Genomic DNA, 26,580 nt, shown 5'->3' on the forward strand with positions numbered 1-26,580 from the left:
TACCGAATCACTTCTATGTACCTGCTTAGCGCTGTCGGCTCACTCATGTTTGCGAAACGACTAACTCAACAGCCCGCTCGCGCCGTTCCGCTAGGACTTTTGGCGGCAGGGCGCGACCCCAGGTTCAGGTTTGACGAAGCACTAGCTCGCTGCTTCGGCGGTAGTGATCTCGCGTGATTTGCGACTCAGCAAGGCGTTGGCCTGGTCATCGTCGATGAACTGTTCCGCTTTGGGATCCCAACGCAGTTCACGGCCGAGCATCAGGGCGATGTTGCACATGTGGCACGAGGTCATCGTGCGATGGTGCGACCACACGTCCGAGATCGGTAGGCCACCGTCTTCGATGCAGGCGAAGAAGTTGCCCATGTGATTGCCGGATCGTTTGCCTTTGCAAAGTTCGGCGATCTTGTCATCGAGTTCTTTGCGGTCGGCGTCGGTCAACGCTTCCATCGGGCGACCTTCGATCTTGCCACGGTTCACGAAGATACGTCCCTTGTCGCCTTCAAACAAAATTCCGTTGCCGAAGTCGACGTTGTCGCCTTCACGTTTGTAGTGATCGTTGACGCTCAGTGTGGAACCGTTCTCGAATTCCAAATCGATATGGAACTTCGTCGCCGTGTTGTACCCGTTGGGTAGCGAGGCTTCTCCGTTGAGGAACGAGTTCCAATTGAAATCGGCGGGAACGATCGGCGTGAATTCACCTGTGGCCGAAATGCGTACCGGGCCGGTTTCGCCGGGGGCGAGTGCCCACTGCGCGATGTCGATATGGTGGGCGCCCCAATCGGTCATTTTGCCGCCGGAGTATTCGAAGTACCAGCGGAAGAAACGCCGTCGCTCTTCGCTGTACTTGGCTTCGGGAGCCGGGCCGACCCACAGGTCCCAATCGAGATCGTCGGGGGCGGTGGTGTTTTCAAACGGGCCGCCTTCGGGTGCACCGCCGATGGCGACGTAGGCGTTGACGTTGTCGCCGAGGCGTCCGGTCTGCACCATGGCGATCGCGGTGAGGAAGCGGCCCTTGTCGCTGCGTTGTTGGGTTCCGACCTGGAACACTTTGCCGGTTTCTTCGACGACTTTGCGAATCTGTTTGCCTTCGTCGATCGTGAGCGTCAGCGGTTTTTCGCAGTAAACGTGTGCACCGGCACGCAGCGCGGCGATCGCGATCGGGACGTGCCAGTGGTCTGGGGTTCCGATCGTGACAACGTCAGGCTTTTCGGTTTCGAGCATCTCGCGGTAGTCGCGATAGGTGTTGAGTTTGCCGCCGAAGGACTGATTGAATTCCGCGGTGTGTCGATCATCGACGTCGCAAACGGCGACCATGGTGGCGAATTTCGCGGCTTGGCGGGCGACGGCGCCTCCGCGGTTGTACCGTCCGCGGCTACCGCCCACGCCGATCGACGCCAAACGTAGTTTTTTCGAACTCGAGTCGTCGGATTGGTCCGCGGCAGTCGTGGTACCGGCTAGCGTCAGCGCGGAGCCGGCCGCGGCGCTGGTTCGTAAAAAATCTCGTCGATTGGCATTCATGGCAATGTCCATTTTGGGGAGGGGGATAGGAACGTGCGATGTTAGCAGAGTCTCACTCGATACTGCTGATTTTAAACGTCCACGCGAACTCGCATGGCATTTTAGAAGGGTTCATGGAGGGGATGTTGATGACGACATCGGATCCGACCTGTCTCCAGCTCAGTTCCTCATCACGGCCGAGCATGGTGACCACCGCGTCTTGGGATGCCGTGACGTCTTGGATCGTCAACGTTTCATCGGGGAATAGGCCGCAAATCGCGTAGAGGGCCTTCCCTTTGCGTGTGAAAACGGCCTCTTTGCGGGCTTTGCCTTGGTCGGGATTTTTCAGCAGTTTGTTGACGTCGTATTGGACGCGGTAGTTGCCTTTGCCGAGTTCCTCTTGGATGCCCGCGGTCCACTGGCAAGTCTTCTGATGGGTTGTCGTGCCGTAGATCGCTTCGCCGTTGACGTCGAGCCAATCGCCGATCTCAGCGAGTCGCTCTTCCATCAACGGTGGAATTCGGCCGTCGGCCGTCGGGCCGATGTCGAGCAGGAAGTTGCCGCCCCGTGAGACAATGTCGATCAGCATCAAGACCAGCGATTCGCTGCTGTTGTAATCTTCGAACCGTTCGGTTCGGCTGTAACCGAACGAGTGAGCCATCCCGCGGTTTTCTTCCCAAGCGTTGTCGGCATTGGGAAGTCCCGCGCCGTATTCGGTGGTGTAATAACCGCCGTGTTTGTGACGATCACCTTTGCCCCAGCGGTCGTTGATGACGACCTCGTCTTTGCACGGCGATTCGTTGAACAACCAAGTCAACATTTCCGAAGACCTCCACGTCTCCGCCGGATGATCCCATTCCCCGTCAGTGAAGATGACCGCGGGTTGGTATTGATTGACCATGTCTTTGAATTGAGGAATCAAATGTTTCTCAACGAACAAGTCAACGTCAGCGGTGTAGAGCGGGTTGAACCATTCGTAAATCGAATAATACAGACCCATTTTGACATCCGTTTTGCGGACCGCCGTGGTGAGTTCGCCGACGAGGTCGCGGCCGGGTCCGGAGTTGGTGCTGCACCACGGGCGTCCCCACGCGAGGTCTGATTCTTTGCTCGGCCAGAGACAGTAACCGTCGTGATGTTTGGACGTCAGTACAACGTATTTTGCGCCTGACTCTTCAAATGATTTTGCCCACTGGTCGGCGTCGAAAAGCTCGCACGTGAACATCGGCACGAAGTCGGGATACGTGAAGTTTTCACCATACACGCGATCATGAAACGGTTTGACGAACGGGTGGGAACGTCGTTTCGGATTTACAAGATCCATCCAGTACCACTCCGAGTATCGACCAACTTCGGAGAACGCGGGTACTGAGTAGGGACCCCAATGAATGAAAATTCCGAACTTGGCGTCTCTCCACCACGCGGGGGTCGGGCGGGCATCGATCGCTTGCCAAGCCGCTGCTTCTCTTTCTTGTTTGGTGAATTCCGCTTTCGTTTCGACTGATTCGGTTTGCTGCGCACGGGCGACACTGAACAAGCAAACGACGGACAACGTCACCGACAGAAACGGCGCAACGCGATATAGCACGGCGGGGCTCAGAAGAGAGTGGAAGGGTGGGAAGGTTTGGTGGGAGGGCAAACGGCGAGCCGTTTGACGGCCAAATTATAGTCCCTGGCCCCGTGCAGAGGACGTCCGATAGCACGTCCGCGACAATTTTACGTCTATTGACTTCGCTTCAAAAACGCTGGGCTATTTTGTGCAGCGGTATACAAATGCGGGCGGTAGATTACGCCACACTGTGGGACTGCGATGAACGTCCGAGAAAGTCTCGCGAAGTCGCCGAGAGAAGCGGACGCCGGCGGGGAGCACAACGCCTTGCCAATACGCGAAGGTCGCAAATTGGCCGCCCGGTTTAAGCACGTCAAGCGTCGCGTCGAGAATGCTTCGTTGCAGCGACTCGGGAAACGAAGCCCATGGCAGACCACAAATGATCGCGTCGACTTGTTCCATTCCCGCGGCCTGACATAGACGGGCCACTTCCGCGGCCGATTCCTCGTGGACGAGCGTGTCGGGGCACCGCTTGCGGGTGATTTCGGCGAGTTCGGGCGAACGTTCGATCGCGAAGAATTTTGCATCGGGGTGGAGTCGCCGCTTGATGCCTTCGGTGAACACGCCCGTGCCAGGGCCGTACTCCACCACACCGCGTGCATTGTCCCAATCGAACCACTCGACCATCGTTTCGACGAGTCCCTGGCTGCTCGGCGCGATCGCCCCAACGGCGGTCGGATTGCGAGCGAAGTTTTTCAGGAACGTCCACGCCATCGCTCCATTGCGAGCGGTCGGTGCAGCCTGCTCGGGGCCCGATTGCGAGGGATTGGTGGAAATGGTTCGTGCTCTCGGACGCGGAAATTTGGCGTGAAACTCATCTGACGATCGCTCGTCCGATGATAACGCATTTGTCCCTTCCGGTGGCCGGTCGTGGTTCTTGAGATTTGCCACGATCCGCCGAGTTTATTGAGAGTCGGGCGGCCGAATCAGTCCAGATCGACCTCGTCTTCCATTTCGATATTCAAACCCTTGAGCACGTCGCGGAGTTTTCGTTCGAGGTCATCGAGTTGCAACATCGCTTCGTCTTGACGACGTTCCAAATCGGCGAGTAGTTGGCCGGGGGCATCTGCTTCGGGGTCTGACAGGCTCGTAGGAAACATCGAATCGCTTGATTGGAGTACGGTCGCATAGTTGAGATTTCTGGGCTCCCAGGCCGCTGGATGGGCCGCCAAAAGGGTGGGAGCGGGGAGCGGTCCGACGCGTCGATCGATCGGCCACGGTTATGACGATCGACCGTTTATTCCGGAATTCGCAGCGGCGGGCCGGTCGTGACGGTGGTTCCGAAAAGCGAAGATTTGACGGTTGTCCGGCTGGCGACGGTCGTATCGATTTTGGTATCAGTGCAGCGTGATTGACCGGAATCGCCGGTTAAAAATTAAGAAATGGGATCCCGTTCCAAACCAAAAACGGGGCGGTAGCCGGTGAAGGTGGAGCGAACGTGAACGCGAGTTCGCACGACCGAAATGCGAGCCGATTTCATGACTCCTCCCACCGAGGTCGTGCGATCGCGGGTTACCCCTGCGCCTGCTTGGTGCTGTTGTGCGTGCTGACGACGGTGTGTTCCCAATTCGGGTGCCGCGGGATCGTCAAGTTTGGCGAGAGTCGCCAAACGGTGGCCGCCCGGCGGTTGTCTCGACAGGGGCTCAAAGCGGCACGCGATGGAGACTGGATCGTCGCCGAGACGCTCTTCAGCGAATCGCTCGAGGTCTCTGATAACAACGATGCCGCCCATCGTGGACTCGCCGACACGCTGTGGCAGCGTGGCCGTCGCAACGACGCGATCGAACATCTCAAACAAGCCGTGCAGCTCAGCGCTGGGGACCCCAAGCACCTGCAACGGCTCGGCCGCATGTATCTCGAACTGGGGCGTGTCGACGAGGCAGCCCGGCAATGCGAAATCGCTCTCCAGTCTGATCGCGAGTGGGCGGCGTTGTGGGCGTTGTGGGGTGACTGCGAACTCGCTCAATCGCGGACCGAATCGGCCCTCGCCGCTTACCATCGAGCGTTGTCGTTGCAGCCCGATTACCCGTACGTGCAATTGCAGGCGGCGGAAATCTATCACCAGCAGAAACGACACGATCGGCTGCTCGCCACCCTCGACCGACTCAACGAATCGGAGGGCTCGCTCGTGATGAACCAGACCGACGGAGGCATTGTGCCCGGTCGCGCCGATTTATTGCGTGGATTGGCGATGCGAGAACTCGGCCGGATCGAGGAATCCAACCGATACCTCGTTGCCGCGGCCCAGAAAAACCCGGCCGACGTGACTTCCCGGTTGCAGTTAGCGGCCGCCTCGATCTCCAACGGGGATCCGGTTTCAGCCCAGGGCTGGTTGGCTCAGGCGATGCAGGTCGATCCCGAAGCCGTCGCCGCGTCGGGTTGGGTACGCAGTGGAATCGACACCTCCGAACTCGCCAACAACGTGATCGCGTCGGCGATGGAGGATCCTTTGGCGGGCGGCAGGGCGTCCTCGTACGGCCCGCCGTCTGCGTACCAGTTGCCGGCGAATTTCGAAGTGCCGACCTCGCGTTCTCGCATGGCGGTCGGACCCGTCGATTCGGAAAACCGCTGATTTTCCCCGTGGTATTCGCTCGCGATTGACGCCACCCACCCACACGCCCGGTTGTGACGGGAGGGTTTTGCGAGGATTCTATCGGACGACTGAGACAGTGGGCGGGGTGACCGCTGGCGGCCAGCTTTGTTGGTTGCTGGAGGAAAGTCCGGGCTCCATAGGGCGGGATGGTCGATAACGTCGACCGGCCGTGAGGTTAGGGAAAGTGCAGCAGAGAGCAGACCGCCGAACGGTTTGTCGTGGTGCCCTTCGGGGATCACGGCAGATGCGTGGTAAGGGTGAAACGGTGCGGTAAGAGCGCACCAGCGACCGGGGTGACTCGGTCGGCTTGGTAAACCCCATCCGGAGCTAGACCAAACAGGGTGCATTCTACGAGGCGGCCCGTCTCGTTATCGACACCCGGGTAGGTCGCAATTGAGGCGGCGAGCAATCGTCGTGCACAGATAAATGGTCACTGGCAGCAACGCTGTTACAAAACCCGGCTTACAAGCCCACTGGCTCAGTCATTTTCATCATTCTTGTTCCTACCCCGCCGTACGCCAGCGGGACCATTCCCAGTCATGACGATCTCTCGATCCGACGAACGTTATCTACGCCAATCCCAGTTCGACCCGATCGGACATGAGGGACAGGCCCGCATCGAATCCGCTCGGGTGGCCATACTCGGTTGCGGCGCCCTCGGCAGCGTTGCCGGCGAACTGCTCGCCCGCGCCGGCGTCGGAATGTTGCGGCTGATCGATCGCGATCTCGTCGAATGGAGCAATCTGCAACGCCAAGGGCTCTACACCGAACACGATGCCGAAACGGCCGCCGCGAAAGCCGAAGCAGCCGCGTCTCATTTGCGAGCCATTAATTCATCGATCGAAATCCAAGAACGCGTCGTCGATATCACGTCCGCGAACATCGCCCGCAACCTCGAAGAGGTTGATCTCGTGATCGATGCGACGGACAACTTTGCCGCGCGGCTGTTGCTCAATGATTGGTCCGTTCAGACGCAAACGCCGTGGGTGCATGGCGGGTGTATCGGTGCGGGGGGACAGGTGCGTTTGTTTGGTGGTGGTTCGCCGTGCTTCCGATGCCTCCTGCCGCAGCCTCCCGCGCCTGGCGAAACCGCCACCTGTGACACAGCCGGCGTGCTCGGTCCGGCGACGCATTTGATCGCGAGCCTGCAAGCATGTGAAGCGATCAAGTGGCTCTCGGGCAATCGGCTCGATGTCCGCAACGAGATCGTGTCTCTGGATTTGTGGAATAATCAAATTCGCACAATCCGCTTGTCGGCGAACGAGAACTGCCGTACCTGTGTCCAGCATGAATACGATTTTCTAAACGCGTCGACGTCTCACGCTCAAGCGGCCGAGACGCTCTGTGGCCGCGAGGCGGTGCAAATCGCGGGGGCCGGCCGCGACGTCGATCTGCAGCGGATGGCTCAGACGTGGGAATCCGTCGGGACCGTCAAAACGACGAGGTTTTTCGTCAGAGTGTCGCTTCCCGAGGAACGTGTGCTCACGCTTTTTCGCGACGGCCGGGCGGTGATTAGCGGTGTTCGCGACATCCCTCACGCCCGTTCGTTGTTCGACCGCTACGTCGGTTCTTAGCTGCCGTTTGTACCTGCGAAGGTTTGGCGTCCGTTTCAACCGACACACCCATTTTCCGCTAAGCTATCGGCATGTCCAACGTCACTCCCGCCGCTGTCGATTCACCTACACCGCCCGCACCGTCCGCCAAATCGGACGATGGCGGGCCGCTGCTCTCGCCGGCATTGTTGCAACGCCTCGAACGGCTTGAGCTGGTTTCTCGAAAGATCTTTCGCGGGCGGATGAAGGGCGAACGGATCAGTCGTCGGAAAGGGCAAAGTGTCGAGTTCGCGGATTTTCGCAATTATGTTCCCGGCGACGACCTGCGGCTGATTGATTGGAACCTCTACGCCCGGCTCGACCAACTCTTCCTCAAGTTGTTCCAGGAAGAGGAAGACCTGCACTTCTATGCGCTGATCGACACGAGTGCGTCGATGAATTTCGGTTCGCCGAACAAACTACGAGTTGCCAAACAACTCGCCGCCGCACTCGGTTACGTCGGACTCTGCCGCGGCGATCGGGTCAGCGTTCAAGCGTTGGGGCCGGCCGGCCGAGCGGCACCGGTGGTTCGGTCTCGCGCGGCATTGTGGAAGCTGCTGAAATATCTCGATGGACTTACGCCAGCGGCCAATCTCGATGTCGAAGCCAACGTGTCGCTGCACGATGGTGTGAAGGACTTTGTCTTGCGTGGGATGTCGACGGGGGTCGTGGTGTTGATCACGGACCTAATGGACAAATCAGGGTACGAGTCGGCGCTGCGGATGTTGATCGGTCGCCAAATGGATGTCTTCGTATTGCATGTGCTCTCGCAAGAGGAACTTGATCCGCCGCTGCGGGGTGATCGTCGGTTGATCGATGTCGAGGACGGCGACGCGGCTGAAATCACGGTCAATCAGTACGTGATCGATCGTTATCAAGAAACTCTCAAAGCGTTCCTGCATCAAGCACGGCAGTATTGTGCCCAGCGATCGATCATGCATGTGTTGGTTCCCACGGACACGCCGATCGAAACCGTGATGACGAAGTACTTGCGATCACGGGGAGTCGTCCGATGAGTTTGATCCCCGCGTTGACCGGAGTTTGGCCGTGGTTGGCGCTCGTCGCGGTACCGATCGGCATCGTGCTGCTGTACTTCCTAAAGTTACGACGTGAACCGGTCGAGGTGCCCAGTACGTTCTTGTGGTCTCGCACGATCGAAGACCTGCACGTGAACAGTTTGCTGCAGCGACTGCGAAATAGCATCCTGCTATTTTTGCAGCTGCTGGCCGTGTTGTTGGCTGCGTTGGCACTCTTTCGTCCAGGCGTGCGTGAAGACACCACTTCCTTGGGACGCCTTGTTTTCTTGCTCGACACCTCCGCGAGTATGCAGGCGCCGGCCACCGTGTCGGACGACGCCAAACCGATCACTCGGTTTGAACAGGCTCGGCAACAGATCGGTCAGCGGATTGCGACGATGCACGATGACGAGACGGCGATGTTGATCACGTTCAGCGATCGGGCGGAAGTGATGCAGGCATTCACGTCGGATCGATCTCGTCTTCGCGATGCGCTTGATCGGTGTAAAGTCACCAACCGGCCGACCGATATCCTTGGTGCCTTGCGCGCCGCCGACGGGCTCGCCAACCCGCGTCGTACGTCCGAAATCGCCGACATCGGTGACGTGCAAGTCGCCGATGCGTTGCCCGCTGACTTATTGCTCTACAGCGATGGGGGCTTCCAAAGCGTCACGGAGTTTAATCTCGGTAACTTGCGACCGGTCTATCACGCGATGGGTTCCACACTGACCAAAAATCTCGCGATCGCTTCGTTTTCTGCCAACCGCGATCTGCAGAATCCGGAAAAGATCGAAGCGTTCGCAACCGTCGTCAACAGCGGTGATGAACCGGCCACGGCCGACGCGTCGCTGTATCTCGAAGGCCGCCTCGTCGATGCCGCCTCCGTTTCGCTTGATCCCGGCGACCAGACCGGGGTGTCGTTTTCGGTGGAGGCGTCTGATGCGGTTCGTTTGCGTTTTTCGCTTGATCTCAAAGATGATCTTAGCGTCGACAACACCGCCTACGCCGCGCTGACGCCCTCGGGGCTCGTTTCTGTATTGGTCGTCTCGGACGGAAACCGACCGCTCGAAATCGGGCTGACAACTGAAAAAGCACAACGGATCGCCGTGTGCGAATTCGTTGCACCGGAGTTTTTGGAAACCGAGGCGTTCGCGAAACGTGCTGCCGCCGGTGATGATGACCTGATCATCTTTGATCGCTGCCGCCCGCCGAAATTGCCCCTCACCAATACGTTCACAATCGGGGAATTGCCGAGCGAGGAATGGAAGTGGACGACGCCACCGGGCAGTTTGACGTTGATCGACATTGACCGCACGCATCCGGTGCTGCGTTACCTCGAAATGTATTCGTTGCTGATATTTTCCGGACGCGGTATCGAAGGTCCCGAAGGCACGTCGGCGCTGATCGAATCCGACTTGGGGACCGTGATGTCGATCGCCCCGCGTGGCGGCTATCGCGACTTGGTGCTCGGGTTCGAACTCGTTAGCAAGAACGAAGATGGCGAGACGGAAGCGAATACAAACTGGTACGCCGAACGGTCCTGGCCGGTCTTCTTGCTCAACGTACTCAGGCATCTCGCCGGTGCCGAGTCATCGGCTGCGGCTCCGTCGTATCATCCAGGCGAAACCGTGCCTGTGCGACTCGAAAGCGCCGTTCGGGAAGTGTCGCTCGTGCGTACCGGAGAAAAAGACGCTGACACGTCTCTCGGTGAACTTACCGTTGGTGAAGGCGGCAGCATCGAAATCGTGCAGACCGACTTGCCCGGAAACTACCAACTCGTTCGCTCGGCATCAACGTCGGCGGACGCGGGACGCAACGTCGTCGACCGTTTTGCGATCAATCTGTTTGATGTGCAGGAGAGCCGCGTGTCGGCGAAGGAAGACGTGGAGCTCGGTTACGAAACGATTGCCGCCGTTGACGCGGGGATTGAAACCCGCCGCGAATACTGGCGTCCACTCCTCATGCTCGCCCTCGCCGTGCTGTTGGCCGAGTGGTGGCTCTATACCCGCCGGTTATCGTAAGCGACAAAGCGACAAAGCGACAAAGCGACGGAAATTTTGAATCGCTGTGTCGTCGTCGCCTCCATTGCGAAGGCGACTGACGATTGGCAACGCGATCTATCCCTCGGTTCCGCTAGTTTCAGCGGCGAGGTCTTTAACGCGGATATTTTTGAAGCGAACTTTGCCTTTGGCGCCTTTGTGGATTTGTAGGCCGAAGAAGCCGCTCGGGTAGGTGCCGTCGTCTTCCCAGTGCGCGGCAGGGACTCCGTTGACCCATGTTTGGACCACGTTTCCTTTTGCTCGGATCGTCAATCGGTTCCAGCCGCTGCGATCGAGTGCTTGCCGGGCCGGTTCGTGTTCTTTCAACCACAGCGGGTAGAAGTATCCGCCGCAGCTTTGGCCGTAGATGCCGCCCGACCAGTAGCGGTCGCCCGTGATGCCTTCCATCTCCGCTTGCGGACCGAAGACGACTTCTCCTTTGGATCCCGGTTTGGCTTGGGCTCGAAACATCACTCCCGAGTTCCCATCGACTTCCCACTTCATTTCACAGGTGAAAACGAAGTCGGTGTAATCGTCTTTGTCGGTGCTCAGGTAGGTGCTCTGCGAACCGGGAACACAGGTTCCGACAATCTCGCCTTCGATCACTTCGAAGGAACACGTGCCGCCACGTGGTGTCCAACCGCTCAGGTCTGTTCCGTTGAAGATGTCTTCAAATCCGTCTTCTAACGCGGGTTCCGGATCGGTGTTGAGTTTCATCTCCTCGGGTTGCGGGATGTTCTCTTGTGATTTGTATTTCTGATACCAGGCTTCTTGTTTCGGGTCGACTTCGTTGGCCGCCGCGACGTTGGTAACAAGCAGACCGGTGCAAAGGGCGAGTAAGGCAAGCGAAATTCGCTGATCGAACGAACAGGTCGTGAGACGCATGTTGGGGGACTCAGTGGGTGAGCGGGGTTGCGGAGGCAGGGTTTCGGTATACGCATGCATAATCGGGAGGCTCCCGAAGGTCTGCCGATTCTATTTGGCCGGTCGAGCAGTTGATAGTCAACGGTCGAGTAGCTGGCGGAATTGGATCGACATCTGACGCCCCAAATGGTGCATGGGCTATGTTGGCGGGCGAAGTATCCACACATTCTATCCCGGAAAAGTTCCGTTGACAGCGAAGACAGAAGCAACGAATTCGTCTGAAACCGCGAGTACACCGTGGTGGTCGCGGGTCGAGCCGCACGAACGCAGTGCGGTGGGATGGGCGACGGCTTGGTTCTTTTGCATCTTGCTGGCGTACCTGATTGTCCGTCCGGTGCGGGAGACGATGGGCAGCATCGGTGGTACACGGCAATTGCAGGGACTGATGTTGGCGACGTTTCTCGTCATGCTCGCCGCCGTGCCGCTGTACTCGTCGCTTGTCGCGAGGTTGCCGCGTCGGTGGCTGGTGCGAGTCGTGTATCACTTCTTCGCCGTTTGCCTAGTCACGTTTTTTCTGTTGATGCAATTGGAAGCGGAGTTTGTCCGCACGTGGACCGCGAGAGCTTTTTTCGTGTGGGTGAACGTCTTCGCGCTGTTCGCGACGAGTGTGTTTTGGAGTGTGTTGGCGGATCTCTTTTCGAGCAATCAAGGCAAACGTTTGTTCGGCATGATCGCAGCCGGTGGAACCGCAGGCGCCATCACAGGGTCATTGCTTACCAGCCAACTCGCAACGCAGCTTTCGACGGGTGTCTTGCTGTTGCTGCCGGCGGTGGTGATTGAAGCCGGGTTGTGGTGCGCGTGGCGATTGGAGAAACAGTCGACCGTCGTGCCTGACGCAGGTGAGCCGACTCCACGGCCAACCGAAAGTCCGACCGGGGGCGGGCTGCTCTCCGGGATCACGCACGTGGTCAGGTCGCCTTACCTCGCCATGATCTGCTTGTTTCTGGTTCTCGTGCAGTCCTGCGGGACGCAGTTGTACTTCCAGCAAGCCGAGATCGTGGCGTCAGAAATCGAAACCAAGGAAGCCCGCACGCAGTTGTTTGCTTATCTGGATTTGGGGACGCAGTTGCTCACCTTGGCGATACAAGCGTTGCTGTCCGGTGTGATTCTCAAACGTTTGGGCGTGAGCGTCGCTCTAGTCGTTCTACCGATCATCTATTTTGCCGGATTTGCATCGCTGGCGATGAGTCCTGTCTTGCCAACCCTCGTGGTGACGATGATCGCCACGCGGGCGGGAGCCTACGGGATCACGGTTCCGGCACGTGAGGTTTTGTTTACCGTTGTCAGTCGGGAAGACAAGTACAAATCGAAAAGCTTCATCGACACCGTTGTGCTTCGCGGCGGTGACGCCATGTCGGGCCAATTGTTCGGCTTTGCACGGCAACTCGGCGTCAGCATCACGACCATGAACGTGTGGGCGTTGCCCGTCACGGTGGCCTGGGGATTGGTCGCGTGGAAACTAGGTCGTTTGCAAAAACGACGGGCTGCGGAGTTGGCCGCCGTCTCCGAAATGGAAGCGTGAGAACGTGTCGAAGTTATGCCAGAATCTCTTCGACGACGCGGCCGTGGACGTCGGTTAATCGAAAATCACGACCGGCGTAACGATACGTGAGTCGTTCATGATCGATACCCAAGATATGCAAGATCGTGGCGTGCAGGTCATGCATGTGGACGCGATCGTGAAGCGAGTAATATCCGTAGTCGTCGGTTTTGCCATACGCGAACCCTGGTTTGACGGCGCCGCCGGCAAGTACCATTGAGAAGCCTTGCGGATTGTGGTCGCGTCCGTTGGCACCTTGTACAACAGGCGTGCGACCGAATTCACCGCCCCAAACGATCAAAGTGTCGTCCCACATTCCGCGTTGTTTTAAGTCCTTTATCAACGCGGCGATGGGGAGATCCGTCGCGAGTGCATTCTTGTTGTGCCCGGCGACCAGATTGCTGTGTTGGTCCCAAACCTGGCCGCTGCTCACGGTAATGAAGCGTACTCCCGCTTCGGCCAATCGCCGAGCGAGTAGGCAGCTTTGACCAAACGACCTAGTTGCTTTTTCATGGATTCCGTACGCGGCTTGCGTCGCTGAGGACTCAAGGTTCATGTCGAATACTTCTCGGGCAGCCTCCCGCATTCGAGATGCCAAGTCCATGGCTTCAATCGCACCCTCGATTTCTCGATCGGGGCCGCTGCGATGATGGTGCAGTTCGTTCATTTGGCGAACGAGGTCAATCCGTTGGCGAATGTTTTGAGGATCGGACGCACCGTCGAGGTACGGAATTTTTCCACTGCCGAACCGACCGTTGCTGCCTATCGCGGTCGCTTGATGCATGGCGGGTAGGAATGCGGCACCGTAATTACGTGGGCCTCCATGCGCGGTGGCCGGGCCGATCGCGATGTGAGCGGGTAGATCAGGATGCCCACTGCCCAACGCATAGCTGACCCATGCTCCGACGCTGGGACGCACCAAATTATCACTGCCCGTATTCACCATCCCGACGGCTTGGCCATGCGATTGTCCTTTCGTGTGCATGCTGCGGATCACGCACAGCGAGTCGGCTTGCTCTGCCATATGAGGCAGCAAATCGCTGACCCACAAGCCTGATTCACCGCGTTTGGAAAAATTCCACGGCCCATTAAGCAATTTAGGGACGGCGTCGATATTTGGTGGCAGCGCAAAGGGAAGCGGTTTCCCATCATCGCGGGCGAGCAACGGTTTGTAGTCAAACGTGTCGACGTGGCTGGGACCACCATGCATGAATAAGAAGATCACCCGCCGAGCACGAGGGGGCACATGCAGCGGCCGGACCGCGCCCGCCGAATCCGAAACGGAATCCGACGGACTGCGCGATTCCGCTTTTGCGGTCGTCCAGGGAACAAATCCCGAGATCGCGAGTGAGCCCAACGCAAACGATCCCGTCACGCCGAATTGACGCCGTGTCAACTCAGGAGGTAGCCACTGGCCGGTGACGTCACGGGACTCATTCGAAACTACTCGACGGCGATATCGATTCATTGCGCTCAATCCAAAAGACGGAATTCGGTGCCAGCAAATAACGCGGCAACCCACTGCTGCCAAGCCTCAGGTGATTGCCGATCATCGGTGAAAAAAGTCTTTGCGAGCTGTTTGTCGTCCTCGGTGGGCAAACGTTGCAGGCAAAGCTGATAGACGAGATTCAATCTCGCCTCAAAATCCTCGGCGTCTCTCATCACTCGGTCAGCGGTCGTGTTTGCCCACTGATTGATTTCGGGGGCGTTGAGCAGCACGAGGGCTTGGCCGGGCACGTTGGTCGTCGGACGCCGTCCGACCAAAAGGTCCGGATCGGCCGCATCCAATGCCGTCATCATCGGCGATAAAAAGCCCCGCACGATCGGCAAATAGATCGATCGACACGGGGTCGCAATGCCGGTAATTTTTCCCTCCGTGCTGTTGCCATCGTTTCCCGAAACCAACACGCCGTGCGATTTCATGGGATCAAACAGCGGCGTTCGCGAGAGCGTTCCCGTTGCCGCCAACATCGCGTCACGGATCGATTCGGCGGGCAATCGTCGACGATGCATCCGCCACCACAGTCGGTTCTCTGGATCGGCGTCGCTGCTCGCCGCGTTATAGTCGCTCGCTCGATGGTACGCCGCTGAATTGACGATGTCACGGAGCAATGGCTTGAGATGCCAGCCCCCACGAACAAATTGCGTGGCGAGATAATCGAGTAACTCGGGATGAGACGGTCGTTCGCCCCGCTCGCCAAAATTGTCGACCGTGCGAACCAAGCCCTCGCCCATCAAGTGCATCCAAACGCGATTGACGAAGACCCTCGCAACGAGCGGATGATCCGGATCGGTCAGCCAATCTGCTAGGTCCAATCGACCGCTGCCGCGAGGATTCGGGATCGCCGCCTCTCCGCTGCTGCAAACCTGTAGAAAACCCCGCGGGACGACCTGTCCGTGGTTATTCACTTCACCGCGAATATGTACCGGACTATCGGAGATTTTGGGTGTTGCCCGATCGGTTGGTGCCATGGCCTGCGGCAGCGGCGGTGGCTTCTGGGCGGTTAGTTCTTTGAGTTGCGTTTTAAGTGCAGCGAGATGGGATTGAGCCGCTTCGATGCGTGCCCGTTTCGCCTTGCTCGCATCGTCTTGGTCAGGGTGATTGAGTTTGTGGAGATCGTCGGCAGACAAGAACTGCACCGCGTCGGCGATGACGTAACCGTTCGTCTCGCGATTCGACAACGTGACCACCGCGGGTGAGGAGGAACTGAATTCGAACGTGCCCAACGTGGTCCAAAAGGGGGCAATGTCGTTCTTCTGTTGGTTGATCGTTACCGTTTGGGTTCCGTCGGACGTTTCGATGGTGACCGGGACTTTGGACGCGCGGTTGGTGTTTGCTGAATACGCCACGCGTACTTCGTATTTCCCGTCGTCAGGCACCTCGGCGGAGAACTGAATGGTGGTTTTGCCTTTCTGCGAGTTGTCGTCGTGCACGTAGCCTTTGCCTATAAAACCTTTGGTATAGGTGGACTCTTTCCAGGTCCCGGTCTTGGTTGCCTGTGTGTCATCGATGACGATTCCCAATTGCACATCGGAAGTTCCCGCTTCGGCGTCTTTCAGTGATTTTTCCGCCTCTGCGATATCCGATTTCAGCGACTTGGTCGCCGCTTCGTATTCGCGAACGGCGGCCCGGTGTTCTTCCGTGGTGGGTAACGACACACGGTTCCACGTGCTGACGTACCGTTGGCTTTCACCTTTCAACGTCACCGTGCTTTTGAAGATGCCTGCCAGTGCGTAGTAATCGGTTGTGGGCACGGGATCGAATTTGTGATCGTGGCATCTTGCGCAGCCTAAGGTGAGTCCTAAGAAGGCTCGTCCGATGGTGTCGATTTGTTCGTCTACGACGTCGAGTTCCAGCTTGGTCTTGTCTCGCTCGCTAAGCATCTTGGTGCCCAGCATCAAGAAGGTTGTGGCAACCAAGTTGTCGTGTCGTTGCTCATCAGTTTCGAAAGGCAGCTGGTCTCCCGCAATCTGCTGGCGAATCATTTGATCGAAGGGACGGTCCGATGCGAACGACCGGACGAGGTAGTCGCGATACCGCCAAGCTTCGTGAAAGGTTGCGTTGAAGTCGCTGCCGTTGCTGTCGGCGTATCGAGCGACGTCCATCCAGTGGCGGGCCCAATGTTCGGCAAACCCTTGAGAATCCAGCATCTCATCAACGATGCGTTCCCAGTTTTCCCAAGACGGATCAGCCATCCATCGTTGTTGAAGTTCGATGGATGGTGGCAGGCCGGTTAAATCAAATGCGAGTCGTCGCAGCCGAAGCTCGTCGGAGGATTGAGCGTTCGGTGAGACGCCGGACTCTTGCAAACGCTGTCCAAGAAACTGATCGATCGGGCCACGAGAACCTTCGTAAGGCTCGATTTCGGGTTCGGTGAACGACAGCGGTTGGAAGGCCCAAAACTGGCGTCCTTCTTCGATGTCGATCTTTTCACGAGGCACCGACGCAGCAGGCGGTGTGTCACGAGGGTCGGTGGCTCCCGCCGCGATCCATTCTTCAAAATCTCGAATCACCGAGTCGGGCAACTTGCCCGTCGGTGGCATCTCGGTCGACTCGTACCGGATCGCCAAAACCAACGGGCTGGATTCCACTTCCCCGGGCTGGATGGCGGGGCCGCTGTCACCACCGGTCAACATCGCATCGGACGAATCCAGCAGGAGCGAGCCGCCGATTTCGTCGGCGTCTGCCGCGTGGCACTCGTAACAGTGTTCGACGAGAACCGGGCGAATTCGGTTTTCGAAGAACTCGACTGACTCGGCAGGTTCGCTAGCCATGGTTTGTGTGGCTTGACAAAGCAAGGCGAGCAAGCATGCGGACAAATACCGCAAAAAATGGCGGGAGGTGGGCATTGTGATCTTGTCCAAGGCGGGTCGGGCGACCCTTGGGTGGCGATCTAGGGGGCGGGGGATGCCATGGTAGCACAGATCTTGGCGTCGATCATCAAAAAAATGGAGCCCCCACCTCCCGCCTAATTCACCCGTGTCCCTGGCACTTGGAGAACGCGGCGCCGCGTCGGCGGCTGCGAAATCAAGTGGCTTTGGCAATTCGGATCGATGCCGATACGGTTGACTTACTGCCTGCCTCGGTGACAACTGCAGCCGACGATATTGCAGTACTCGCTCTCGCTGCTGACTCCGCCGTCACGCTGCCAGTAGAAATCACCACGAGGCGCGTTGTCGCCATAACGGTTCATCCGGTCAGCTTGGAAAACAGAACCGCCCGCGATCACGAGCGAGATTTTTTCGCTGTCGCGAATTTGCTTCGTGGGGTCCGCGTTTTTACGCAGCACGATCAGGTCCGCCAGTTTTCCTACTTCGATTGAGCCGAGGTCGCGATCAAGGCCGAGGTACTTGGCGCCGTTGATCGTGCCACACGTCAAAGCTTGCATCGGAGTCATGCCGCCCTGAACGAAACTCCACATTTCCCAGTGCGTGCAGATGCCGGGAAGTTGTCCGTGCCCGCCTGCTTGCACGAGGCCGCCTTGGTTGACGACGTCCCGCGCGATCTCGGCAACTCGCATGTGGTTGTAGTCTTCTTCAGGAGCCTTTTCGCGACGTCGTGATCGTGGATTCAGGACATGAGGTGGGATGAAGGTTTGCAAACGCGTGTGCAACCAAAGGTCGTCAATTTGGTACCAATATCGTTCGCCGGAGAGCCCGCCGTACGCGACGCTGAGCGTGGGGGTGTAGCCGACGCCGGTGTTCCGCCATAGATCCATCACGTCTTCGTAGGCGGTTTGGACAGGGAGTGTGTGTTCAATGCCGGTGTGTCCGTCGACGATCATCGTCATGTTGTGCATGAACGTGCTACCGCCTTCGGGGACAACCATCATTCCGAGTTCCCTCGCCGCCGCGACTACCTGTTGGCGCTGGTCACGACGAGGTTGGTTGTAGCTCTTGACCGTGAATGCCCCGACGGCCTTCATCCTTCGCAGGTGAAAGCGGGCGTCCTCGATCGAATCGATCTCGGCTTTGATCGCACCCGTCGCACCGTAAAGAATCTTTCCGGTTGAAAAGGTACGCGGTGCGGTGATTAGTCCGGCCTTGGCTAATTCGCTGGCGGCAAAGATACTGTGCGTGTCGTTGCTGGGGTCGTGTATCGTTGTCACACCGAAGGCCAATCGCGCATAGTCGATCCAATTGTGTTGTGGCGTGATGCCGAACGTTGCTTGGGCGCCATGTGCGTGTGTGTCAATGAATCCTGGCAAGATGACTTGCCCTTCTACATTCGTCGTGACATAGCCCTCGGGAATCTTCACTCTCTTGCGTGGTCCGACGGCGACGATGCGATCTTGATCGATCAGGATGACGCCATCTTTGATCACTCCGGCATCACCCATGGTGATGATGCGTCCGCCGACCAAAGCGCGGCGGGTGTCCGGTTTAGCAGTCGGGTGGCGAAAACCGATGTGATCCGTGGTGACCGCGGACGAATCTTCTTTTGCGTCAGATTCACCGTCTGCTGGGCTTGGCGGTTGCATCGCCTTGGCGACTTCGCAGGTGAATAGGTCGGGGCCGAGACTCCAGTGCAACCGTTGGCTATCGCCGGAGAAATGCAGGAACTCACCCGCCTCTTCACTGACCTTTACCACCGGGATGCCTTTGGCGTTGGGGCCAACCTGGATCGGTTGCGGGGAGTTCACAAAGGGTGCAATGAAAACGTGAAAACGCTCGACCAATGCGATCGATTTCCCATCAGGTGAGACTTCGAAATCGGTAGCCCAGTCGCTCTTGTAGTGCTCTCGCAGGTCATTGCCGCTACGATCGATCGATACGAGCGTCACGTTGTCAGATTCTTTGGACCCGTTCTTTCGGATTAGAAAGATGCGATCACCGGTGGCATCAAATTGCGGATCGGTGCCCTGCTCGCAAAGGAACTTGGGTGTGCCATCTTTGACCGACGTGAGGTAAATCCCAGGCTCGCGAGACCACAATGCGGACCGCAGGTGGCCACCACCCCGTTTTTCGTAAACGATGTCCCTTCCATCGGGAGAAAACGACGGGTACATGTAGTGTCCCGGTTTGGTGGAAACGATCCAGTTTTCGCGTCGTTCGGGATCGACCGAGGCGACTCGGATCGTGCCGAGCTGTTGATCGTTCCAGGTCGTGTAGACGATGTATTGCCCGTCTTTTGAGAATGATGGCGAGAACTCAAAGTGATCGGTTTGCTCAGTGAGTCGAACTGGCGGGCCACCGGCGAGCGGCTTGAGATACAGATGTCCGAGGGCTTGATAAACGACTTGCGTGCCGTCGGGTGAAACGCGGACGCTTTGCAGCATCTTGACGTCGAATTCGTCTTCACCGACCCGAATCGGGTGTCGGACGGCTTTTCGAACGTCGCGTTGGTCGCGGATGCGAAACGGGATCACTTCCGCGTTGCCGGTCTCCGTATCGATCCGACGGATTTTTCCTTTTGCCCAAATCACGATCGAGCGACCGTCGGGTGTCCAATCGAAACCGGAATAGACACCGTGGATCGCCCACGATTCTTGCATGTCGCGTTCGAGTTCATCGTAGATCACTCGGATGCTACCGGATTCGATGTCGAACAAGTGCAGACCGGTTTTGACGCCAACACGTCGAACAAACGCGATCGTTTTTCCATCAGGCGATGGCGTCGGTCGGCAGGCGCCGCCGGGGCCACGAATCAGTGTTTCGGTATCGCCTTGGACTAGGTCGAGACGTTTGATCGCGTAGATGCCTTTGTGAGCATCCTTGTCGTACTCGAAATCTTGACCGGGGGTGACGTCTTGGCTGTAGTAGAGATAGCGACCGTCAGGCGAATAGGCGGGTTCGTTGACATCCTTTTGGTCGTTGGGGCGTTTGGTTAATTGAGTGCCCTCGGTTGCATTCATGGCGACGGCGTCGCGGTGATACATGTGGCATTCGCCGGCGCCGAGCGACCTGCGGCTGGTGAAGTGTTTACGCGCGACCAGGTATCGTCCGTCTGGAGACCAAGTCGGGCTGCTGAGCAGGCGATAGGTCTCGTTAGTGACCTGCGTGAGCGACGAGCCGTCTGCGGTCATGATCCAAACGTTGTCGCCCGCTTTTTTGCTCTTGCCGACTCGGTCGCTCGTGAAGGCGATGTGTTTGCCGTCTGGACTGAAACGCGGTTGCATGTCCCACGCAACGGTCCGTGTCAAATTTTTGGGAAACCGTTTGCCGGTCGCAGCGGTACCGTCGGCTCCTTCAATCGGCATGACATAAAGGTCACCGAGCAAGTCGAAAACGATGGTTTGACCATCGGGGCTGACGTCAAGATTGATCCACGTTCCTGTTTCGCAATCGATCTTTTGTCGCTGAACCGGTCCCGGTTGTGACTCGATGTCCCAGGTCTCGGGTTTATCAGCGGCGTCAGCCTTGTCGGTTTCAACATGACGAGATTCCGCCGCCGACAATGAACTGGTCTTGAATGACAGGGTGGTTCCCAGCCCGCTCGAAAAAAGGGCCAGCAATGCAATGCAGATGCGGTGACGGAAGAGATTGGTAAGGGGCATCGAGATTGGTTCGGTTGATGGTGCGAAAGCCAGTGACGTTGAGTGTTACGTTCCGCGTCACTGGAGGGCATTCACCCCACCGTTACCGTCCAAGCCGGAAGGTCTTGATTGAGTTTATCCCGAGCAACGCTCGGGACATTCTACTCACCAACTTGATTTAGCTTCATACCCATTTGAATATCTGTTTGCATCTTTTGATTTTGTCCGGCGACATCGATGGACATGTTCGCAACGGTGTTGATGGAGACCTCCGAAGCGATCGGGAAGATGGACGATTCTTCGATCTTCGTGGTGCCTGAACCGCTGGACTTCAGCGAATCGAGTTTCAATGTGGTGCCGGCGGGCAACATCGGGTTTTGGATTTCTTGAGGGTCAGCGTTTTGGCTTACCGAAACAGACATTTCGAATCCGTCACCTGTCATGGATGTGATTTCATGCGTCGATGTTTGAGTGAGTTTCATTCCATTGGCTTCGAGGTTTTGAATGACGCGCCACTTGGCACCTTGACCGATTGCCTCGATCGGAAGCGGTGAGCTTAATCGGTTCATGGCATCCTTCATGCCTTCGAGCATTTGTTTGATTTGGGGGTTGAGTCCAGCGGGAATGTCGAGTTCACCTTGCTGGGTCAAGCCACGATTGGTGACAATTCCGCGGCCGGTTGCACCGATCATCGGTGCGAGCATCTTTTCCATCGTCTCGGCAATGGGCGATGGATTGTTAGGATCATCGACCACTTTCATGTCCGTGTATTGGAACTCAAAGCGGATATTATCTTCGGCGGTAATATCGGTGACTTGAATTTCCATCGTCATCTTTTGCGGCGGGATTGCTTGGGAGGGCATGGGGGCGCCGCCGAGCGAAACTTTCTGCTGCATGTCGATGATCATTTCCGCGGTTTGCTTGTCTCCGACTTGAGGTGTGAAGCGGACGACGCGCCGGGGGGCGGACCCCGGTTCGATCAACTCGACCACGATTTCTGGGGCCTCGTCGGCGTCTTGGCCGCTTGCGGGTTGGGCAATAGCAAGAAGTGCGATGAGCACGCACAGGGTTGCTGGGGAAGAAAGACGCATCGCAAGTCTCACAATGGGTTGTTAGCGGATCGCACGGCGGAAATCGCCGTGACTGCACAGAATATATCAGGAGTTGGAAGGCCATGCGTTCCCGAGATTGTGCGGCCGCACTTATCGTCGCTGCGAGACATGGGCGTGGCTTTCCGCTTGCGTGGGATCGCTTTGGCGAACAGAATCACACCGGTGTTCTTTTGGGGACGCCTGCCCGATTCATGCCAAAATCCGTTCTAGGATCCATCACGTTGCCACTCCGAACGAATATGCGATCACAATATCCAGCCCGAAACCGAAACGGTGTTCGTGATCTGGTGATGGTCTTTATTTGCGGCGTCGCCCAGGTGATCGCTGGGTACGCGAACGCGCAAGAGTTACGGTTGAATGAGATTCAGACCGTTGGAACGCATAACTCCTATCGGATATCGCCTCCTCGTGAAATTCTCGGGTTGATCAAGATCACGTCTCCCGCCTCCGCAGAGGCTCTCGACTATTCGCATCGTCCGATTGCCGAGCAGCTTGGTGATTTGAAGATGCGGCAGTTGGAACTCGACATTTACGCGGACCCCAAAGGCGGCCTGTATTCCAATCCGATTGGGCATGCATCGTTGCCAGACAACGACGAATCAGCGAGGCTGCATCCCAATGCCGAGGGGGCGATGGATCTGCCCGGCATGAAGGTGTTGCATTCGCCGGGGTTTGATTACCGCAGTACCGTGCCGACGTTCGTGGCTGCACTCAAGCAGATCCACAATTGGTCGCAACGTCACCCGACGCACGTGCCAATTCTGGTGCTGGTGGAGTTGAAGGACTCGGTGGTCGGACCGGCATTGGTAAAACCCGTGCCATATGATGAGAAATTGTTGGATGATGTTGACGTGGAAATTCGTAGCGTTTTCGAAGATGGCGATTTGATTTTGCCGGATCAAATTCGAGGTACACACCAAACGCTCCGTGACGCGGTTATCGACGAGGGGTGGCCGCGTCTTGATGAGTGCCGAGGTCGTGTGTGGTTCGCATTGGACAACGAGGGGCAGCTGCGAGAACGTTATCTCGCGGGGCATCCGTCGTTGCGCGGTCGTGTCATGTTCGTTTCCGTTGACCCCAACCATGAAGCGGCGGCGTTTCGTAAACTCAACGACCCGATTCGAAACTTTGCTGAGATCCGAGATGCGGTGCGTCGCGGTTTGATCGTTCGCACCCGCGCTGATGTGGAGACGCGTCAGGCCCGCAGCGGTGACACGCGGCGCCGCGAACGAGCGTTTGAGAGTGGTGCCCAGTACATCAGCACCGACTATCCGGTCGCCGATCCGAGACTCACCGATTATCGCGTGGCGTTACCCGGTGAGGTGGAATACCGTGTCAATCCGGTAACGTCGCGGCGCGATTGAGTTTTTGGAATCGACGCCTGAGTCGTTGAAGACTTACCAGGGGGATTCCAACCAAGAGCGAATTTCCAACTCGCCGCTTGGTCCCATTCGAACGCGGATCGCACCTTCTTTGGACGTAACCTGCACGCCGCCCCCGGCAGCGGAAAGCATCTCTGTCACGGCAATTTTGGCGGCTCGCTTTCCTCCGCTGACGACGGTTTCGCGGGGACGGGCCCATTGCAGGACGGCGTCCGCGTCCATTCGCAAACTGCCGTGATGCGGCGCCATCATGACACCACCAGGAGGCGGCCGCGGAGTGGAGATCAACACTGAAGTGCCCGGCGGTTCGAGGTCGCCGGGTAGTAATAAACATCGTCCACCATGGTCAATGCGCAGCACCAACGAGTTGGCGTTGTCGTTGGCATCGAGCAATTGCGAAGGCGGATGCAGGACACTCACATCGCGTAGCCAACCGTTCGACGCAGCGGAATCGAAGACGCTCTCAGGCGATTGATCGCGGTCGATTTCATAGACGGGGATTTTGTACTCAGCGATCACGCGTCGCGTCCGTTCAAGCATCGCTCCCTCACCAGACAGCATGCCCGGTGGTGTGATGATGCAACCGATTGAAAAACGTTTGGTTAATCCCGGCAACGCGTTGAAGTGATCGGCGTCGGCGTGCGAAATTGCGATCCCGCGAATCTTAGTCACGCCCATCGACCACAACACGTCATCAATCTTTTGGCTGCTCTGGTTGAGGTTCCCCATCCATCCACAGTCATACAACCAAACGTCATCTGGGTTGGGACGCAGAATCGTTGCAGTCCCGTGTCCGACATCCACAAACGTCGTTTCATAAGTTCCCGGGGGAACTGAGCTCGGCGTGGTTGCTGACCACCATGCGGCGACAAACCAAATCAGCGACCAAACCCCGATCGGTAGCCGACGATGGCCGCCGGATCGAAACGCAATGATCGCCAGGAGGACCACGTAGTAACTCATCACCCATGCCGCCGACGGGTTCGGTAACCAAGCGTGTCCTCCAGGTGTGGCACTCGCGGTGTTGATGACAAACTGCATCACGCCGAGGATTTGCGAACAGATCCAACCGGGGATGGTTGCCAGCGGCAAGAACACCCAACCGGCAATCACGGTACCCACGCCTGCCGAGAGGGCAACGGCCATCAGCGGCGAGAGAACGACATTGACCAAGACGCTGATGGGCGAAACGACATGGAACTGTTGCCAAACGATCGGCAGGGTGATGACCGAAACACAGCCGCTGTACCAGAGCGCCGTGGCAAGGAATCGGCCGACGAAGTTGACCCGTTGTCGCCAGCGTCCGTACGACTGGCGGGCGAGTTCATCAAAATGATCCTCTAACGCGATCGCTTGACTGGCGGCGGTCTGCCCTTTCGCCCGCGGTCGCCCGCACGTGAGCAGCGTCGCGACGGCGAGAAACGACAATTGCATCCCCACGCCGAAGATCGCATTGGGCATCCACCATGCAAGCAGAATCGCGGCGAAAGAGAGCGAATTGATCGGATGGTAGGGGCGAGCCATCGCGGTCGACAAGACGACCGTGGCCAGCAAAATCGCGGCCCTCAACACCGGTGGACGCCCCCCCGTGATCGCGACATAAAACAATGTCACCATTGCCAAAAACACCAATTGCCCGCGCAGCGGGAGACGGAGCAGTCCGCTGACAATCCGCGCAAGTACCAACAGGATCCCCAGGTGCAGACCGCTCACCGAGAGCAGGTGTGCCGTTCCCGTGACGAGCAAAGCTTCGGAAGTGGATCGGTCGAGCAGGTCGCGTTGTCCGAGCACCAGCGCCAACGCAAGGCCTTGTTGGTCGGGTGAAATTTGTTGCAGGATGGAATGCCGCGCCGATTTGGCCATGCTCGCGACCGTCCGCTGGCCGCGTTGCCAGAGAGAGAACCTTTCCGGTGCACCGGGGGCTTCGGCGTCACGGTCGCTTGATGAAAGGATGTTTTCCACCTGATCGATTTGGAAGACGCAGTGAAGGTTGCTGCGTTGGGCCCAATCTCGCATGTCGCGTTGGCCGGGATTGGTCGGTGACTGAATCAGCGAGATCTGTCCAAAGAGCTTGACCCGATCGCCAGGCAACAGGTCTGACCGATCGCCATCGACCCGTACCATCGCACGACCTGAAAACGCGACTTGGTCGAACCGAATGCGTAGGGACTCGATGCGGACCTGCAAGATGGTCTGGTATTCGGTTCTGCCGATCGCGGCGTTTTCCCAATCGCCGTTTGTCGCGATCGCATCTCGTCTCAACTGGGCGGGGCGATCGACGGTGCCCACCATGATCATCGGTTGTGCCGTTTCGTCGAGGACATCGAGAACGGTGGCGGATTCGTAGTCAGTGACGCTGCGGGCATGTCGCAGCGCGAACAGACTCAGCACTAACAGGCATACGAAAACGACTCGGAGGCCGCTCGTTCCGAATCGCGGCCACTTCAGGCAGCCGAGCATGCCGATCGCCGAAGCGATCATGAGTCCCACCCATGTCCATGCGGACCATGATGTCCAGCGATCGAGGGTGACGCCGGTCCAAGCAAACCCCGCCAGCACCGTCAGCGGCTGACGCCATGCGAACGAATCGAGCCTGGCCTTGAGGTGTAGGGAATCAATGCGGCGTAAAATGGTGCGCAGGATCATGACAATCGTTACAGGCCGCAAGGTCGCAGGCCAGCTTTCCTTTTGATGCCGTTAAAGTCTACCTACAACGCGTCATGCGCACTGCCTCCGTGCTACCTATTGATGACCCAGGAGTTTCGATCCGCTTAATCGACTCTCTCAGCACCACCTTTTCGCACGAGGACCCGAGATGTCAGTTTCTACCCCTGCCACTTCTACCAATTCGATCTCCGCCGGCGCCGCAACGATTACGTTGGATCGTCGACGAAAAGAACGTCGTGATGAAAAGGCAGCCGAAACCGCCGCAGTCGCGAGTCCACGTCGCAAACAACAGCGTCGTCGTCACATCGATCCTACCACTTGTGAGCGTGACTATTCGGATCATGAAGTCGAATTCATGAAGGCGATGGACGAATACAAGCAAAGCTCCGGACGCATGTTCCCAACGTGCAGCGAAGTTCTCGAAGTCATCCGGTCGCTCGGATACGTGCAGTTGTCCGACGAGCAGTTCGCACAACTCGGCCTGGACGACGAAGTCGCCGAAGAAGCAGCCGTGATGAGCGACGAAGAAGCCGACGACTTCATCGAAGCCTAACGTTTCGCGGCCATCGGCGTCTCAGGATCGTCGATCATCTCGAGAGCTGGGATGTTGTCCTGAGGCAAAAGGCCAGA

The 26,580-nt window shown here is 57.8% G+C and carries 17 protein-coding genes and 1 other RNA gene; 8 read left to right on the forward strand and 10 right to left on the reverse strand.

Annotated features, from left to right (window positions below; translation table 11 throughout):
* Positions 1-141: 141 nt before the first annotated feature.
* From NB063_RS22265 to NB063_RS22280, 4 genes are all read right to left on the reverse strand, one after another.
* Positions 142-1,521, reverse strand: coding sequence for a Gfo/Idh/MocA family oxidoreductase (locus NB063_RS22265; RefSeq protein WP_250931091.1), 1,380 nt, complete (start codon positions 1,519-1,521; stop codon positions 142-144).
* A gap of 52 nt (positions 1,522-1,573) precedes the next feature.
* Positions 1,574-3,088 (reverse strand): alpha-L-fucosidase, encoded by a 1,515-nt coding sequence (locus NB063_RS22270; RefSeq protein ID WP_250931092.1) that lies wholly within the window; start codon positions 3,086-3,088, stop codon positions 1,574-1,576.
* 162 nt (positions 3,089-3,250) lie between these two features.
* Positions 3,251-4,000, reverse strand: a complete 750-nt coding sequence (locus NB063_RS32485) for a class I SAM-dependent methyltransferase (RefSeq protein ID WP_250931093.1) — start codon at positions 3,998-4,000, stop codon at positions 3,251-3,253.
* A gap of 35 nt (positions 4,001-4,035) precedes the next feature.
* Complete coding sequence (locus tag NB063_RS22280) at positions 4,036-4,209, reverse strand: hypothetical protein (RefSeq protein ID WP_250931094.1); 174 nt, start codon at positions 4,207-4,209, stop codon at positions 4,036-4,038.
* Positions 4,210-4,547: 338 nt separating this feature from the next.
* Between NB063_RS22280 and NB063_RS22285 the strand changes: the two genes are divergently transcribed.
* From NB063_RS22285 to NB063_RS22305, 5 genes are all read left to right on the forward strand, one after another.
* Positions 4,548-5,681 carry a tetratricopeptide repeat protein gene (locus NB063_RS22285; RefSeq protein ID WP_250931095.1) on the forward strand — a complete coding sequence of 378 codons (1,134 nt, stop codon included), beginning with the start codon at positions 4,548-4,550 and terminating at the stop codon, positions 5,679-5,681.
* 94 nt (positions 5,682-5,775) lie between these two features.
* Positions 5,776-6,183, forward strand: an RNA gene (rnpB, locus tag NB063_RS22290) — RNase P RNA component class A.
* A 58-nt stretch (positions 6,184-6,241) separates the two neighbouring features.
* Positions 6,242-7,276 carry a ThiF family adenylyltransferase gene (locus NB063_RS22295; RefSeq protein WP_250931096.1) on the forward strand — a complete coding sequence of 345 codons (1,035 nt, stop codon included), beginning with the start codon at positions 6,242-6,244 and terminating at the stop codon, positions 7,274-7,276.
* 71 nt (positions 7,277-7,347) lie between these two features.
* A complete protein-coding gene (locus tag NB063_RS22300; protein WP_250931097.1) occupies positions 7,348-8,310 on the forward strand; it encodes a DUF58 domain-containing protein in 963 nt (320 codons plus the stop codon).
* Positions 8,307-10,331 carry a vWA domain-containing protein gene (locus tag NB063_RS22305; protein WP_250931098.1) on the forward strand — a complete coding sequence of 675 codons (2,025 nt, stop codon included), beginning with the start codon at positions 8,307-8,309 and terminating at the stop codon, positions 10,329-10,331. Before NB063_RS22300 ends, NB063_RS22305 begins: the two co-directional genes overlap by 4 nt.
* Positions 10,332-10,427: 96 nt before the next feature.
* Here NB063_RS22305 and NB063_RS22310 read toward each other — a convergent pair whose 3' ends face one another.
* Positions 10,428-11,234: a 3-keto-disaccharide hydrolase gene (locus NB063_RS22310; protein ID WP_250931099.1), complete on the reverse strand. Its 807-nt coding sequence runs from the start codon at positions 11,232-11,234 to the stop codon at positions 10,428-10,430.
* Positions 11,235-11,460: 226 nt separating this feature from the next.
* Here NB063_RS22310 and NB063_RS22315 point away from each other — a divergent pair, with 226 nt between their 5' ends.
* Entirely contained in the window at positions 11,461-12,795 is a 1,335-nt protein-coding gene (locus NB063_RS22315) for an NTP/NDP exchange transporter (RefSeq protein WP_250931100.1), read from the forward strand.
* Between the two features lie 13 nt (positions 12,796-12,808).
* On the opposite strand, the gene NB063_RS22320 is transcribed toward NB063_RS22315, so the two are convergent.
* From NB063_RS22320 to NB063_RS22335, 4 genes are all read right to left on the reverse strand, one after another.
* Complete coding sequence (locus NB063_RS22320; RefSeq protein WP_250931101.1) at positions 12,809-14,281, reverse strand: DUF1501 domain-containing protein; 1,473 nt, start codon at positions 14,279-14,281, stop codon at positions 12,809-12,811.
* A 5-nt stretch (positions 14,282-14,286) separates the two neighbouring features.
* A complete protein-coding gene (locus NB063_RS22325) occupies positions 14,287-17,088 on the reverse strand; it encodes a DUF1553 domain-containing protein (protein WP_250931102.1) in 2,802 nt (933 codons plus the stop codon).
* A 296-nt stretch (positions 17,089-17,384) separates the two neighbouring features.
* The gene (locus NB063_RS22330) at positions 17,385-20,810 is read right to left on the reverse strand and encodes an amidohydrolase family protein (protein ID WP_250931103.1); all 3,426 of its coding nucleotides are present in this window, start codon (positions 20,808-20,810) and stop codon (positions 17,385-17,387) included.
* 140 nt (positions 20,811-20,950) lie between these two features.
* Positions 20,951-21,880 carry a hypothetical protein gene (locus tag NB063_RS22335; protein ID WP_250931104.1) on the reverse strand — a complete coding sequence of 310 codons (930 nt, stop codon included), beginning with the start codon at positions 21,878-21,880 and terminating at the stop codon, positions 20,951-20,953.
* Between the two features lie 260 nt (positions 21,881-22,140).
* On the opposite strand from NB063_RS22335, the gene NB063_RS22340 reads away from it, so the two are divergent.
* A complete protein-coding gene (locus tag NB063_RS22340) occupies positions 22,141-23,265 on the forward strand; it encodes a phosphatidylinositol-specific phospholipase C1-like protein (RefSeq protein ID WP_250931105.1) in 1,125 nt (374 codons plus the stop codon).
* 33 nt (positions 23,266-23,298) lie between these two features.
* On the opposite strand, the gene NB063_RS22345 is transcribed toward NB063_RS22340, so the two are convergent.
* On the reverse strand, positions 23,299-25,929 hold the full coding sequence (locus NB063_RS22345) for a ComEC/Rec2 family competence protein (RefSeq protein ID WP_250931106.1): 2,631 nt from the start codon (positions 25,927-25,929) through the stop codon (positions 23,299-23,301).
* Positions 25,930-26,098: 169 nt separating this feature from the next.
* Here NB063_RS22345 and NB063_RS22350 point away from each other — a divergent pair, with 169 nt between their 5' ends.
* Positions 26,099-26,503: a hypothetical protein gene (locus NB063_RS22350; protein WP_250931107.1), complete on the forward strand. Its 405-nt coding sequence runs from the start codon at positions 26,099-26,101 to the stop codon at positions 26,501-26,503.
* The last annotated feature ends 77 nt before the right edge of the window (positions 26,504-26,580 follow it).

This window comes from Aporhodopirellula aestuarii (assembly GCF_023701485.1).
Lineage (GTDB): Bacteria > Planctomycetota > Planctomycetia > Pirellulales > Pirellulaceae > Rhodopirellula > Rhodopirellula aestuarii.

What these genes read in the sequence shown, in the direction of transcription:
- NB063_RS22310 (WP_250931099.1), bottom strand. Translation starts at nt 11,234, where the DNA reads ATGCGTCTCACGACCTGTTCGTTCGATCAGCGAATTTCGCTTGCCTTA.
- NB063_RS22345 (WP_250931106.1), bottom strand. Translation starts at nt 25,929, where the DNA reads ATGATCCTGCGCACCATTTTACGCCGCATTGATTCCCTACACCTCAAG.
- NB063_RS22320 (WP_250931101.1), bottom strand. Translation starts at nt 14,281, where the DNA reads ATGAATCGATATCGCCGTCGAGTAGTTTCGAATGAGTCCCGTGACGTC.
- NB063_RS22300 (WP_250931097.1), top strand. Translation starts at nt 7,348, where the DNA reads ATGTCCAACGTCACTCCCGCCGCTGTCGATTCACCTACACCGCCCGCA.
- NB063_RS22350 (WP_250931107.1), top strand. Translation starts at nt 26,099, where the DNA reads ATGTCAGTTTCTACCCCTGCCACTTCTACCAATTCGATCTCCGCCGGC.
- NB063_RS22265 (WP_250931091.1), bottom strand. Translation starts at nt 1,521, where the DNA reads ATGAATGCCAATCGACGAGATTTTTTACGAACCAGCGCCGCGGCCGGC.
- NB063_RS22325 (WP_250931102.1), bottom strand. Translation starts at nt 17,088, where the DNA reads ATGGCTAGCGAACCTGCCGAGTCAGTCGAGTTCTTCGAAAACCGAATT.
- NB063_RS22280 (WP_250931094.1), bottom strand. Translation starts at nt 4,209, where the DNA reads ATGTTTCCTACGAGCCTGTCAGACCCCGAAGCAGATGCCCCCGGCCAA.
- NB063_RS22335 (WP_250931104.1), bottom strand. Translation starts at nt 21,880, where the DNA reads ATGCGTCTTTCTTCCCCAGCAACCCTGTGCGTGCTCATCGCACTTCTT.
- NB063_RS22330 (WP_250931103.1), bottom strand. Translation starts at nt 20,810, where the DNA reads ATGCCCCTTACCAATCTCTTCCGTCACCGCATCTGCATTGCATTGCTG.
- NB063_RS22295 (WP_250931096.1), top strand. Translation starts at nt 6,242, where the DNA reads ATGACGATCTCTCGATCCGACGAACGTTATCTACGCCAATCCCAGTTC.
- NB063_RS22305 (WP_250931098.1), top strand. Translation starts at nt 8,307, where the DNA reads ATGAGTTTGATCCCCGCGTTGACCGGAGTTTGGCCGTGGTTGGCGCTC.
- NB063_RS22340 (WP_250931105.1), top strand. Translation starts at nt 22,141, where the DNA reads ATGCGATCACAATATCCAGCCCGAAACCGAAACGGTGTTCGTGATCTG.